Source organism: Pedobacter sp., from assembly GCF_045628745.1.
Lineage (GTDB): Bacteria > Bacteroidota > Bacteroidia > Sphingobacteriales > Sphingobacteriaceae > Pedobacter.
The window spans coordinates 1-11,443 of sequence record NZ_JAZQPU010000358.1 but is presented as its reverse complement, the minus strand read 5'-3'; the positions used below and the strand labels follow the sequence as shown (position 1 = coordinate 11,443).

Genomic DNA, 11,443 nt, shown 5'->3' with positions numbered 1-11,443 from the left:
CCATTTTGAACCGTATACTGTTTTGGTTTAAAGTATAAATCTAACGTTATTTACCTAAATATACAAATCGCAGAAAAATACTAGGCGAAATCGTCAATAAGAAATACGAATAGTTCTTTAGGACCGTGAGCGCCCAAAACGAGGGTTTTTTTTCAATGTCAGCAGTACGGCTCGGGCCGGTGATTGTACTCACTAATGATGGAATATTATTGCCATACTTAGCTTTGATGAGCTGAAAACCGTCTTTCAGATCCATCACCAGCTGACCGGTACGTGCAATTACAATATGATGGTTGGGGTAAATGCTTAAGCGGCGACCAGCAGCATTCTTATTGGACACCATTACAGAGCCATTACGAGCGATTAGGGCTTCACATAGGGTTATGCCTACCTCAGCCATTTCAAAATCCTTGTCGGTCTCGTAAAAGGGAAATTCATAATGATTCAGGAGCTCCTGAAGCTCAGGCTCCCAACAGTAGATCTTGCGCCATTTGAATCTGGCCGCAAGGTCGAGCATGTTCTCGATAAAATCGATCCCATTCTCGCAGAAAATGAACTTACCGCCAACGGCGGTAAGTTCTTCTGCAAACAATATTTCAGGGATTTCTTCAGTCGCTTTATACAACGGAGAATCCTCAACATTAAGATAAGGAATGTCCCTTTTTTCCAAAAGGGCCTTCCTTATCTTCTTTAACATTAACTCTTTTGAAGAGATGCTTTCCTGCATATAACAGTCTTTATTCTTTCGGAAGTTGTCTGTTAAGACTCCGATTTTGCAGGGTTAATAATAGCAGTTGGATCAGCGGTTTCACCCACACCTTCATGAATCAGACCTTCTGCAGCCGGCGATTGATCACCAGTACCATTTACAAATTCATCGTAAGTGGTACGATTGTCAAAAGGACGTTTACCTAGGATTTCTTCAAGGTCAGTCTGGAACAAGATTTCTTTTTCAAGAAGCTTCTGCGCCAGCTTTTCAAGACCTTCACGTTTATCCGTTAACAGCTTTTTGGTCGTTTCGTAAGCATTTGCTATAATCGCACGCACTTCCTGATCGATCATTTCGGCAGTTTTGTCCGAATATGGCTTACTGAAGTTATACTCGTTCTGCGGATCATGGAAGGAAACATTACCAATATTGGTGTTCATACCATAGATCGTAACCATTGCGTAGGACAACTTTGTAATTCTTTCCAGGTCATTCTGTGCACCTGTCGAGATTTTACCGAAAACAATATCCTCAGCTACACGGCCACCGAGCGTCATACACATACCATCAAGCAACTGCTCAGTGGTATACAGGAACTGCTCTTTAGGCAAGTATTGCGCATAGCCTAGTGCTGCAACACCACGGGGTACGATAGATACCTTAACCAATGGATCTGCATGCTCCAGGAACCAGCCCGCAATCGCGTGCCCGGCTTCATGATAAGCAACAATTCTCTTCTCTTCAGGAGAAATGATCTTGTTTTTCTTCTCTAAACCACCAATCACACGATCAATTGCATCCTGGAAGTCCTGCATATCAACGTGCTCTTTGTTACGTCTTGCTGCAATAAGCGCAGCTTCGTTACATACGTTGGCAATTTCGGCACCGGCGAAACCTGGCGTTTGTGCAGAAAGCTTTTTAGCATCTACTACTTCAGCCGTCTTGATCGGTTTCAAGTGAACTTTAAAAATTTGCTCACGACCTACCAAATCTGGCTTATCAATGGATATCTGCCTGTCAAAACGTCCGGGACGAAGCAATGCCGAGTCCAAAACATCAGGCCTGTTGGTTGCAGCGAGGATAATGATACCAGAGTCGGTACCAAAACCATCCATCTCCACAAGCAACTGATTTAAGGTATTTTCACGCTCATCGTTGCCACCCATCATGCTGTTCTTACCACGAGCACGACCAATCGCATCCACCTCATCAATAAAGATGATACATGGGGCTTTATCTTTAGCTTGTTTAAATAAATCACGTACCCTGGAAGCACCTACACCTACAAACATCTCTACGAAATCAGAACCTGAAAGCGAAAAGAATGGAACCTGAGCTTCACCAGCAACAGCTTTTGCTAATAATGTTTTACCAGTTCCAGGAGAACCTACTAATAATGCTCCTTTAGGGATTTTACCCCCTAAATTGGTGTATTTCTTAGGGTTTTTAAGGAAATCTACAATTTCCATTACCTCTAATTTAGCTTCTTCAAGACCCGCTACATCGTTAAAAGTAACGTTTACCTGACTTTCTTTATCAAATAAGGTTGCTTTTGATTTACCGATATTAAAGATTTGACCACCGCCACCTCCAGCACCACCGCCCATACGGCGCATGATAAAAATCCAGAAGCCGGCAAACAATAAGATCGGTACAATAATGGTAAAAAACCAGGAGTTGAAAGTACTCTGTCTTGTTTCTTTAACCGCTAATATACGGGAACCTTCAGGAATATCCTTTTGTGATTCTTTAAGTTGTGCATCCAGTCCGTCCATTGAACCTGCGGTAAAATAAACTGTAGGACCTTCAGCGGCACCAAAATTACTTTTAGTGCGATAAGCATCGTATTTAGGATCTTTAATTCTGTCTTTTTTAATAAAAACATCAGCCCTAACCAAGTCTTCGTATTTATAAGCAATGATTTTCTCTACATCACCCTTTAAAAGCATTTCAGTTTCAAAAGTTTTGTAAGGAACAGGCTTGCTTGTGTCTGCATTAAAAAGAAACTGAAGTAAGATCAATCCCAGGATTATTGCAGCATAAACCCAAAAGATGTTGAATTTGCCCCCTTTTTGAGGCTTTTTAGGGATGTTAGGGATCCTTTTTATCAACTTGGGTTTTGTATTTTCTTTATCTTTAATCATTGATTCAAAATATTATATAAAAATTAAGCGCTTTGATATGAAGTAGTCAGGGCATCGCCCCACAAATCTTCAATCCCGTAAAAATTTCTTTTTTCCGTCTTAAAGATATGAACTACTACGTCAAAATAATCAAGAATTATCCATTCGGCATTTTCCTGACCTTCTTTACGCCAAGGATTTGATTGGGTTTTTTTGTAAATTTCATCTTCTACACTATCAGCGATGGCTTTTACTTGTGTAGCCGAATCTGCATTACAGATGATAAAATAATCTGAAGCAGCACTATTTAGGTCTCTTAAATCCAAACGCACAATATCATTACCTTTTTTTTCCTGTATACCGTATACAGCTATTTCGGATAAGTATGTTGACAGGTTTCCTATTTTCTTTTTTACCATTAAATTTTCTAGTTTTGATAACAAACAAATATAATTCAACACTTGCAAAATAACATTTTTTCGACACTTTTTATTGGTCAAAATCTTATCACATTATCAAGTGTGGATTCTACTAATAATTACTTAAAGCAATTGGTGTCAAATTCCGAGCCATTACCCGAGGGTACTGTTATTATGGCAGAAGATCAATTCGCCGGAAGAGGCCAGCAAGGTAATATCTGGCAGTCTGCACCTGGTAAAAATCTCACTTTCAGTATCTATTTAAAACCAGTTTTTTTGCCGCTTCATCAACAGTTTTTACTAAACATGGCGGTTAGCAATGCCTTAAATGATGCTTTGACCCATTTTTTAGGTCCGGGTGTAAAAATTAAATGGCCAAATGATGTTTACTATAATCATCAAAAACTAGGTGGCGTACTCATTGAAAATCAAATAAGTGGACAAACTTATAAAACCGGAATTATCGGCATAGGTTTGAATGTTAATCAGCTGGAATTCACGGGTGACTTAAACTCTCGCGTCACTTCGATCACACGAATTTTACATAAAAATGTTAATTTGATTGAGCTATTAGCAGTTCTTTGTAGTCATATAGAAAGTCAATATTTAAAATTGAAGGCTAATCACTTTCATTCGCTGCAAGAAGCCTATCTAAAAAACCTGTTTTGGTTTCAGGAAAAAGGTAAATTCAGGCATGATGGCCTGATCATTGAAGGTGTTATTACAGGTGTCTCTGAACAAGGCTTGTTAATGATCAGCAGTGGAGGAGTGGAGAAAGCTTATCAGTTTAAAGAGATAGAATTTTTAATTTAATTGGCTACACGATGCGCTCTGTATTTGGACAGGGATGAATCAATTTAAAACAAATAAAATATCCAATGAAACGATCAGGGGCTAATGCTCACAAAAAAAACGGAATGCTGCTCCTGACGCTTCCTAACCGTTAAAACACAAAATACAAAAAATGAAAAAACTAACCTTAATTTTATCTTTGTTCCTTTTTACTGCCGCAGGCGCATTTGCACAGATTGAAAACCCCGTAACGTGGTCTTACGGACAAAAGAAAATTAGTAAAACAGAGGCTATCATTTACTTAAAAGCAACCATTGAAGATGGCTGGCACATTTATTCACAAGATCTAAAACCTGGTGGGCCGATTAAAACCAGTTTTACCTTTGCCCCATCAAAGGATTTTGTAAAAGTAGGGAAGACCATAGAGCCTAAAGCAATGAGCAAATTTGAGAAAGTATTCAATATGAATGTTGGCTATTTCGAAAAACAAGTAATTTTCCAACAGAAGGTAAAGCTTTTAAAACCAACAGCTACCATAAAAGGTACGCTTGAATATATGGTTTGTGATGAAAGTAAATGTTTGCCACCAACGGAAGTAAACTTTACGGTTCAGGTAAAGTAATTTGATGCTGATAATGACATTTTATTGTAACAAGCGCAGCCTAAACAGCTGCGCTTTTTTTGTTCCCAGATAATTATCCTTAATTTCACGGCCTTAATAAAAATTATGCATAAGTTCATACTCATTTTAGGCATTTTGCTAAGTTTCAGTCTCTTAAATCCAGCTGGTGGTTTTGCTTTTCAGCAAAGTCAAGATACCACGGTGGTTGCTGATGATATTGAATTTACTGAAATTGGCCCTGAAGTCGATACCGCAGTAAACCATACACAGCAGGATACCCTCAAAAAAGATAGCGTTCAAACCGGAGTTCAACACCAGGTGGCAGAAATTGCAGCGCCTGTAGAAATACAGAAAACATTATGGCAAACCTTCCTTGAGGGGCTTGCAGGTGGTTTTATTGCCTTTCTGATGCCCTGTATTTTTCCTATGGTGCCTTTAACGGTAAGTTATTTTACTAAAAGAGCAGGCAGCAGAAGAAAAGGAATTGGGCAGGCAATTATTTATGGCCTTTCCATCATTGTTATCTATGTAGCTTTTGGCTTATTAATTACAGTTTTATTTGGCTCAGCTAAGCTTAATGAGTTGAGCAGCAGTGGCTGGTTTAATTTTGCCTTCTTTATTTTGCTCATTGTATTTGCTATTTCTTTTTTTGGGGCTTTTGAAATTACTCTTCCAAGTTCTCTTGTTAATAAAATAGACCAGAAAGCAGATGATAGTAAAGGTCTGGGTGGAATCTTTTTCATGGCAGCATCACTGGCCTTAGTTTCCTTTTCATGTACAGGGCCAATTATAGGTACATTATTGGTGCAAGCGAGCTCTAAAGGCGATATTTTAGGCCCAGCTATAGGTATGTTCGGCTTTGCCCTTGCTTTGGCCTTGCCTTTTACCTTGTCTGCTGTTTTCCCCGGCTTTTTAAACAGTATGCCTAAGTCGGGCGGCTGGCTTAACAGTCTAAAAGTATGTTTAGGGTTTTTAGAACTGGCTCTTGCCTTAAAGTTCCTTTCCGCTGCAGATTTAGTATGGCATTGGGAGTGGTTTGACAGGGAGATTTTCCTTGTTTTATGGGTCGTGATCTTTATTTTAATGGGTATTTATATCTTGGGTAAACTTAAGTTTTCTCATGATAGTGATGTGCCTTATGTCTCAGTTCCACGGTTATTTTTTGCTATTTTGTCCTTATCATTTGGTTTATACCTGGTTCCAGGCCTATGGGGTGCACCCGTTAATATTTTAAGTGGCATAGCTCCACCTTTAAATACTCAGGATTTTATCCTTGGTGGAAGCACACAAAGTAGTGGTGGTAGCGTTTCTACAGACTTTCCTTCAAAAGTTAAATATGATGATGTATTGCACCCACCGCATGGTTTCCGTGCTTTCTTTGACTTAGAAGAAGGAATGGCCTATGCTAAATCAGTCAATAAACCGGTCTTGATTGACTTTACCGGCCATGCTTGTGTCAATTGCCGTAAAATGGAAGACAAGATTTGGATTGACAAAGAAGTTGGAAGGTTAATCAGGGAAGAATTTGTACTGATTCAACTTTATGTTGATGAACGCAGTGTTAAAATGCCCGAAAATAAGGTGCATTATTCTGAAGTATTACGTACAAAAACTGATGACTTAGGACGTTGGAATGGTGATTTCCAGGCCACACAATACCAGAGTAATTCTCAGCCTTATTATGTAATGGCTGGACAAGATTTAAAACCATTAGTAGCGCCAAAAGGTGCTATATTTGATGCAGCAGCGTATGCTGCCTATTTGCAAAGTGGCATTGCGGCTTTTAAAGAAAAAACAAATGAATAAAATTAAAAATATAGGGGTATTGACCTCAGGAGGTGACGCTCCGGGAATGAATGCTGCCATCAGGGCAGTAGTGAGGGCAGGAATTTACTACGATTTAAAAGTTACGGGTATATTAAGAGGCTACGAAGGATTGGTACAGGCCGATTTCATTGATATGGATCGTAAATCTGTAGCTAACATTATTCAGCGTGGAGGAACTATTTTAAAAACTGCACGTTGCGATAGCTTCCGCACACCCGAAGGAAGAAAAAAAGCATACGACAACCTTATTGCAAATAACATTGACGCACTGGTTGTGATTGGTGGTGATGGTACTTTTACAGGTGCCAATGTTTTTATTAAAGAATATGACTTCCCGGTTATTGGTTTACCTGGAACGATTGATAATGACCTTGCAGGTACAGATTTTACCATTGGTTACGATACCGCTATCAATACCGTTGTCAGTGCGGTAGACAAAATCAGAGATACAGCAGAATCACACAACCGTTTATTTATCGTAGAAGTGATGGGCCGCGATTCAGGCTTAATTGCCCTGCGCAGTGGAATTGGCGCGGGTGCAGAAGCTATTTTAATTCCTGAAGTTGAAACGGGCATGGACGACCTGATCAGCAGGCTGGAGCATGGACGTAAAGATAAAGCCTCCAAAATTATCATTGTTGCCGAAGGCGACGAAATTGGCGGAGCCTTTCATATCGGAGAAACCTTAAAAGACAAATTTCCAGGTTATGACATCAGGGTATCTGTATTAGGGCATATCCAAAGAGGAGGCAGCCCGAGTTGTATGGATAGAGTTTTAGCTAGCCGACTGGGTGTTATTGCTGTAGAAGGCTTATTAAACGGGCACTCTGGAGAAATGGTTGGTCAATTGGATCGTGAGGTGGTTTATACGCCCTTCGATCAGGCCATTAAACACATTAATATTGAAGAGGCAAGCCCGGCCTGGTTAAAACTGATTGAAATTTTATCCTTGTAAATAGAGCTTATCAAGCACTTGTTGCCAGGTGTCTACCCGCTCATAGTCGGTGATCAATAAGTTGTGGGGCGAAGAAAATAAAAGCGTACGGCCTTTAAACTTATTGAAATTTTTGATCCGATCGTCAATGAGCACATCGGCATCAATTATTTTATTTCCGCAAAACACTATATTTTGCCATGATATAAAAGGAAAATGCTCGGCAAGCCAGTCCAGCTTATCTTCCAAAGAATTTCTAAACTCCATGGCTGCAGAAACGATGTATACATCATGCTGCTCCTGGAGTTTTTTTAAGGCTTCCACACTGCCCTCAATCAGCTCCAGGTCTCTGAAAAAGCCTTTTTCATTGATGTAATCAAACCATTTGCGGTTAACATGTTCAGGCACATGGTGGTATATTTCATTGCCCGGGTCAATTAAAGTATCCAGGGGCACACCATAATCACGGTGATATAATTTAATAAATTTCTTTAGCGGATCTGCAATTACTTCGTCCATGTCTATCGCTATTCTCATAAGGCGCTCTGGGTTTTGCTCAAATATCTCTAATTGAGGTCATATTTAAGCAACTGAATTTTAATTTATTGCATCTTGCTTGCCATTGGTATTTTACTTACTTTTGCAACCCCGCAAGCATGTTGCTCCGGGAACTATGTTGAATACATAAACTAAAGAAAAAATGGCAACTAAAATCAGATTGCAAAGATTCGGTAAAAAAGGGAAACCTTTTTTCCACGTAGTGGTAGCGGATTCCCGTTCACCAAGAGATGGTAAATTTATTGAGCGTTTAGGTTCTTACAACCCAAACACCAATCCTGCAACTATTGAAATTAACTTCGAAAAAACATTAGACTGGGTAAACAAAGGTGCACAACCTACGGATACTTGTCGTGCTATCCTTTCTTACAAAGGTGTTTTATACAAAAAACACTTAGAAGGTGGTATTAAAAAAGGTGCTTTAACCGCAGAACAAGCTGATGCTAAATTTGCTGAGTGGTTAAATGCTAAAGGTGAGCAAATTGAAGGCAAAAAAGACACCCTAGTGAAAACTAAAGGTGAAGTTAGAACAGCTGCATTAGCTGCTGAAGCCAAGAAAAATGCTGACCGTGGTGCTGCAATTGCATTGAAAAATGCTCCAGTAGCTGAAGAAGTAGTAGAAGAACCAGTTGCTGACGAAGCTGCTGAAGAAACTCCTGCTGCTGAAACTGCAACAGAAGAAAACAAAGAAGAAGCATAGTCTTTTTTTAAGTCAAAGAATAGCGAAGGAGTCATTTTAAGGAATGACCTTCGCTATTTTTATTTAATTAAAATGGTCATTGCCCGGCATTATAGGGCAGCTATCGCATACAAAATGAAATTAGAAGAAGCACATTACATTGGTTATATTACCAAAACAAAAGGACTAAAAGGGGAGCTTCAGCTCTACTTTGAATACGATGCACCAGAATTGCTTGACCTGGATGTGGTGTTTGCAGAAATTAACGGTAAAATGGTTCCTTTCTTTGTTTCTACCTATAAATTACAAAACAACAGCACCGGTAATTTCTATTTTGACGATGTTGATCATATTGACAAGGCGCAGGTACTGGTGAAAAAGAAAATCTATATCCCTTTAGATAAGATGCCTGACCGTGAAGATGAAGATTTCCATTACAATGATTTGGTAGGCTTTACCGTTTCTGATGAAACACATGGCGAATTAGGAGAGATCCTGGAAGTTAATGAATACCCACAACAATTTGTGGCCACCGTATCCTTTAAAAGCAAAGAGGTCTTATTTCCTTTAAATGAGGATATGATCATTGAAATCGACGAAGACAAGCAAACCTTGTTGGTCGACCTCCCGGAGGGTCTCTTAGACTTATACCTTAACAATTAATTTGCTCAACATGCGTTTCGACATTATTTCTGTTTTACCCGCCTTAATGGACAGTCCTTTTGCCCATTCTATTCTTCAACGTGCTCAAAAAAAGGGAATTGTTGAAATTATAGTCCACAATTTAAGAGACTATGCAGAGAACAAGCAGAAAAGTGTAGATGACTATCCCTATGGTGGTGGTTCGGGCATGGTGATGTCTATTCCACCTTTTGCAAAATGTATCGATGCCTTGAAAGAAGAGCGTGATTATGATGAAGTGATTTTTATGAGTCCGGATGGCCTTACACTTAACCAGACCATTGCTAATGAACTTTCCTGCAAAGGCAACATCATTATCCTTTGTGGACATTATAAAGGGATAGATCAGCGCATTAGAGATATTTATGTAACCAGGGAAATCTCTATAGGCGATTATGTACTCTCTGGGGGAGAACTTCCTGCAGCGGTCCTTGTTGATGCCATCGTGAGGCTTATTCCTGGTGTTTTGAATGATGAGACCTCCGCATTGTCAGACAGCTTTCAGGGCGAACTCTTAGATGCTCCTGTTTACACACGTCCTGCTGATTGGAAAGGACATAAAGTTCCCGATATTTTACTGAGCGGGCATGAATCTAAAATTAACGAATGGAGGCATGAGCAAGCCGTTGACCGAACGCGCAAGCGAAGGCCAGATTTGTTAAACGAATAATTATTTACTCAGTAAAAAGATAATCTTGTCTTTGTCCTTTAACTGCTCTTTTAAAGTCGTGACCAATTCTTTGTAATTTTTCAGCTCCAAGTCTACGTGCGTAGACTGGTGATTGTTTTCTGCCGTTTTTAGGGCTTCTTTTTCAGTCATATGACTTGGGTTGGTTTCCTCGAAGAATATAGTAGGAGGAACATCTAAGATCTTCGCCATTAAAAGAAGGTCATTATACTTCATTGAGCCTTTCATTAAGCTTAATTTAAGCCCGTCAAAGGTTTTATTCATCTCAACAGACAGCCAGCTCAGCGACCTGTTGTTCTTCTTTAAGATTTCACCGACTATCGTTTTTAAATACATAATATTAAATTGAGGGTAAATGGTCCAAACCATTAGTGCTCTTATAAATTTAAGCAAAATTGTAGATGATCTATCAATTATTTAAGTAAAATAGGTCAACAATAATTAGCACAAAAGGTGTGTAAAATTTGAAGATTATGGAAAAAATGAAAATTCGCTTTTATATGTTAAAAAAAATCCCTAATATTGCAATCCGATTTTCAATCAACAGAAAGTCGGCTTAATAGCTTAAAATCATGGATTTAGTAAAATTTGTTGAAGAGCAGGTAATCGTAAAAAATGAATTTCCTGCATTCAAATCAGGAGATACAGTGAGCATTCACTATAAAATTCGCGAAGGTAATAAGGAACGTATCCAAATTTACCAAGGTGTAGTCTTACAACGTAACAGTGTAGGTGCTAACGAAACTTTTACAGTTCGTAAAATGTCCAATGGTGTAGGTGTTGAACGTATTTTCCCGATCAACTCTCCAAACATTGCAAAAATCGAAGTGAACAGTCACGGTAAAGTGCGTAGAGCAAAATTATTCTACCTTCGTGCATTGACTGGTAAAGCAGCTCGTATCAAATCTAAAAGAGTTTAATTTCTCTTTCAAGCATACATAGCCTTCCTGGTTTACCAGGGAGGTTTTTTGCGTTTAATACCAAACCTGATCATAATTATTCTGGCTGCCGTAAAAGGAGCACTTCTAAAGGATTTTAAGCCCTAAAGCGAAACCCCATTGCCTTGTGCTTGTTAAACTCACCTGTACCTCATTAAAAGCCTCCATAGGTGGTGAAATATAACTTATAGTTATAACGGCTAAACAGACGAGCCTATAAGTATTGGGCATAAAAAAAGAGCACCATAAGTGCTCTTTCCTGTTTTAATACTTTAATAGGCTTAGCTTAACTGCCCTAATACGGTAATACCGCCTTTTACCACTTGATTAAGCTCAACGTTAACCTTGGTGCCCACAGGTAAAAAGATATCAACCCTGGAGCCAAATTTAATAAAGCCAAATTCTTTACCTTGTTCAACTACATCACCTTCTTTTACATACCAAACAATACGTCTGGCTAAAGCGCCGGCAAT

Annotated in this window: 13 protein-coding genes and 1 pseudogene; 8 read left to right on the top strand and 6 right to left on the bottom strand. The window is 39.1% G+C overall.

Annotation, left to right across the window (positions count from 1 at the left end):
• Nucleotides 1-80: 80 nt before the first annotated feature.
• The 3 genes and pseudogenes from ACR2F7_RS13135 to rsfS all read right to left on the bottom strand — a co-directional run bounded on the left by ACR2F7_RS13135 (nt 81) and on the right by rsfS (nt 3,251).
• A pseudogene (locus tag ACR2F7_RS13135) lies at nt 81-727 on the bottom strand (LutC/YkgG family protein).
• A gap of 32 nt (nt 728-759) precedes the next feature.
• On the bottom strand, nt 760-2,853 hold the full coding sequence (gene ftsH / locus ACR2F7_RS13130; RefSeq protein WP_432714010.1) for an ATP-dependent zinc metalloprotease FtsH: 2,094 nt from the start codon (nt 2,851-2,853) through the stop codon (nt 760-762).
• 23 nt (nt 2,854-2,876) lie between these two features.
• The gene (rsfS, locus tag ACR2F7_RS13125; protein ID WP_432714009.1) at nt 2,877-3,251 is read right to left on the bottom strand and encodes a ribosome silencing factor; all 375 of its coding nucleotides are present in this window, start codon (nt 3,249-3,251) and stop codon (nt 2,877-2,879) included.
• A 42-nt stretch (nt 3,252-3,293) separates the two neighbouring features.
• Between rsfS and ACR2F7_RS13120 the strand changes: the two genes are divergently transcribed.
• The 4 genes from ACR2F7_RS13120 (at nt 3,294) to pfkA (ending at nt 7,447) form a co-directional block, all read left to right on the top strand.
• Nucleotides 3,294-4,064, top strand: coding sequence for a biotin--[acetyl-CoA-carboxylase] ligase (locus ACR2F7_RS13120; protein ID WP_432714008.1), 771 nt, complete (start codon nt 3,294-3,296; stop codon nt 4,062-4,064).
• A 151-nt stretch (nt 4,065-4,215) separates the two neighbouring features.
• A complete protein-coding gene (locus ACR2F7_RS13115; protein WP_432714007.1) occupies nt 4,216-4,665 on the top strand; it encodes a protein-disulfide reductase DsbD domain-containing protein in 450 nt (149 codons plus the stop codon).
• Nucleotides 4,666-4,770: 105 nt separating this feature from the next.
• Nucleotides 4,771-6,471: a protein-disulfide reductase DsbD family protein gene (locus ACR2F7_RS13110; protein ID WP_432714006.1), complete on the top strand. Its 1,701-nt coding sequence runs from the start codon at nt 4,771-4,773 to the stop codon at nt 6,469-6,471.
• Nucleotides 6,464-7,447 carry a 6-phosphofructokinase gene (pfkA, locus tag ACR2F7_RS13105; protein WP_432714005.1) on the top strand — a complete coding sequence of 328 codons (984 nt, stop codon included), beginning with the start codon at nt 6,464-6,466 and terminating at the stop codon, nt 7,445-7,447. The genes ACR2F7_RS13110 and pfkA overlap by 8 nt, the downstream gene beginning before the upstream one ends.
• Here pfkA and ACR2F7_RS13100 read toward each other — a convergent pair.
• Nucleotides 7,436-7,963, bottom strand: coding sequence for a 5' nucleotidase, NT5C type (locus ACR2F7_RS13100; protein ID WP_432714004.1), 528 nt, complete (start codon nt 7,961-7,963; stop codon nt 7,436-7,438). The two genes, pfkA and ACR2F7_RS13100, sit on opposite strands and share 12 nt — an antisense overlap.
• Nucleotides 7,964-8,126: 163 nt before the next feature.
• Here ACR2F7_RS13100 and ACR2F7_RS13095 point away from each other — a divergent pair, with 163 nt between their 5' ends.
• The 3 genes from ACR2F7_RS13095 (at nt 8,127) to trmD (ending at nt 10,014) form a co-directional block, all read left to right on the top strand.
• Entirely contained in the window at nt 8,127-8,684 is a 558-nt protein-coding gene (locus ACR2F7_RS13095) for a 30S ribosomal protein S16 (protein ID WP_432714003.1), read from the top strand.
• 114 nt (nt 8,685-8,798) lie between these two features.
• On the top strand, nt 8,799-9,326 hold the full coding sequence (gene rimM / locus ACR2F7_RS13090; protein ID WP_432714002.1) for a ribosome maturation factor RimM: 528 nt from the start codon (nt 8,799-8,801) through the stop codon (nt 9,324-9,326).
• A 10-nt stretch (nt 9,327-9,336) separates the two neighbouring features.
• On the top strand, nt 9,337-10,014 hold the full coding sequence (gene trmD, locus ACR2F7_RS13085; protein WP_432714001.1) for a tRNA (guanosine(37)-N1)-methyltransferase TrmD: 678 nt from the start codon (nt 9,337-9,339) through the stop codon (nt 10,012-10,014).
• Here the strand turns inward: trmD and ACR2F7_RS13080 are convergent, their stop codons facing one another.
• On the bottom strand, nt 10,015-10,368 hold the full coding sequence (locus tag ACR2F7_RS13080) for a hypothetical protein (protein WP_432714000.1): 354 nt from the start codon (nt 10,366-10,368) through the stop codon (nt 10,015-10,017). It abuts the gene before it with no gap.
• 236 nt (nt 10,369-10,604) lie between these two features.
• Between ACR2F7_RS13080 and rplS the strand changes: the two genes are divergently transcribed.
• Nucleotides 10,605-10,952 carry a 50S ribosomal protein L19 gene (rplS, locus tag ACR2F7_RS13075; protein ID WP_432713999.1) on the top strand — a complete coding sequence of 116 codons (348 nt, stop codon included), beginning with the start codon at nt 10,605-10,607 and terminating at the stop codon, nt 10,950-10,952.
• A 299-nt stretch (nt 10,953-11,251) separates the two neighbouring features.
• Here the strand turns inward: rplS and ACR2F7_RS13070 are convergent.
• On the bottom strand, nt 11,252-11,443 hold a 192-nt coding region (locus ACR2F7_RS13070; protein WP_432713998.1), incomplete at its 5' end, for a phosphatidylserine decarboxylase.

Bases quoted from the DNA above. Each gene is read 5' to 3' on its own strand.
- pfkA (WP_432714005.1), top strand. From the start codon at position 6,464: ATGAATAAAATTAAAAATATAGGGGTATTGACCTCAGGAGGTGACGCT.
- ACR2F7_RS13115 (WP_432714007.1), top strand. From the start codon at position 4,216: ATGAAAAAACTAACCTTAATTTTATCTTTGTTCCTTTTTACTGCCGCA.
- rplS (WP_432713999.1), top strand. From the start codon at position 10,605: ATGGATTTAGTAAAATTTGTTGAAGAGCAGGTAATCGTAAAAAATGAA.
- rimM (WP_432714002.1), top strand. From the start codon at position 8,799: ATGAAATTAGAAGAAGCACATTACATTGGTTATATTACCAAAACAAAA.
- ACR2F7_RS13110 (WP_432714006.1), top strand. From the start codon at position 4,771: ATGCATAAGTTCATACTCATTTTAGGCATTTTGCTAAGTTTCAGTCTC.
- ACR2F7_RS13095 (WP_432714003.1), top strand. From the start codon at position 8,127: ATGGCAACTAAAATCAGATTGCAAAGATTCGGTAAAAAAGGGAAACCT.
- ACR2F7_RS13080 (WP_432714000.1), bottom strand. From the start codon at position 10,368: ATGTATTTAAAAACGATAGTCGGTGAAATCTTAAAGAAGAACAACAGG.
- ftsH (WP_432714010.1), bottom strand. From the start codon at position 2,853: ATGATTAAAGATAAAGAAAATACAAAACCCAAGTTGATAAAAAGGATC.
- trmD (WP_432714001.1), top strand. From the start codon at position 9,337: ATGCGTTTCGACATTATTTCTGTTTTACCCGCCTTAATGGACAGTCCT.
- rsfS (WP_432714009.1), bottom strand. From the start codon at position 3,251: ATGGTAAAAAAGAAAATAGGAAACCTGTCAACATACTTATCCGAAATA.
- ACR2F7_RS13100 (WP_432714004.1), bottom strand. From the start codon at position 7,963: ATGAGAATAGCGATAGACATGGACGAAGTAATTGCAGATCCGCTAAAG.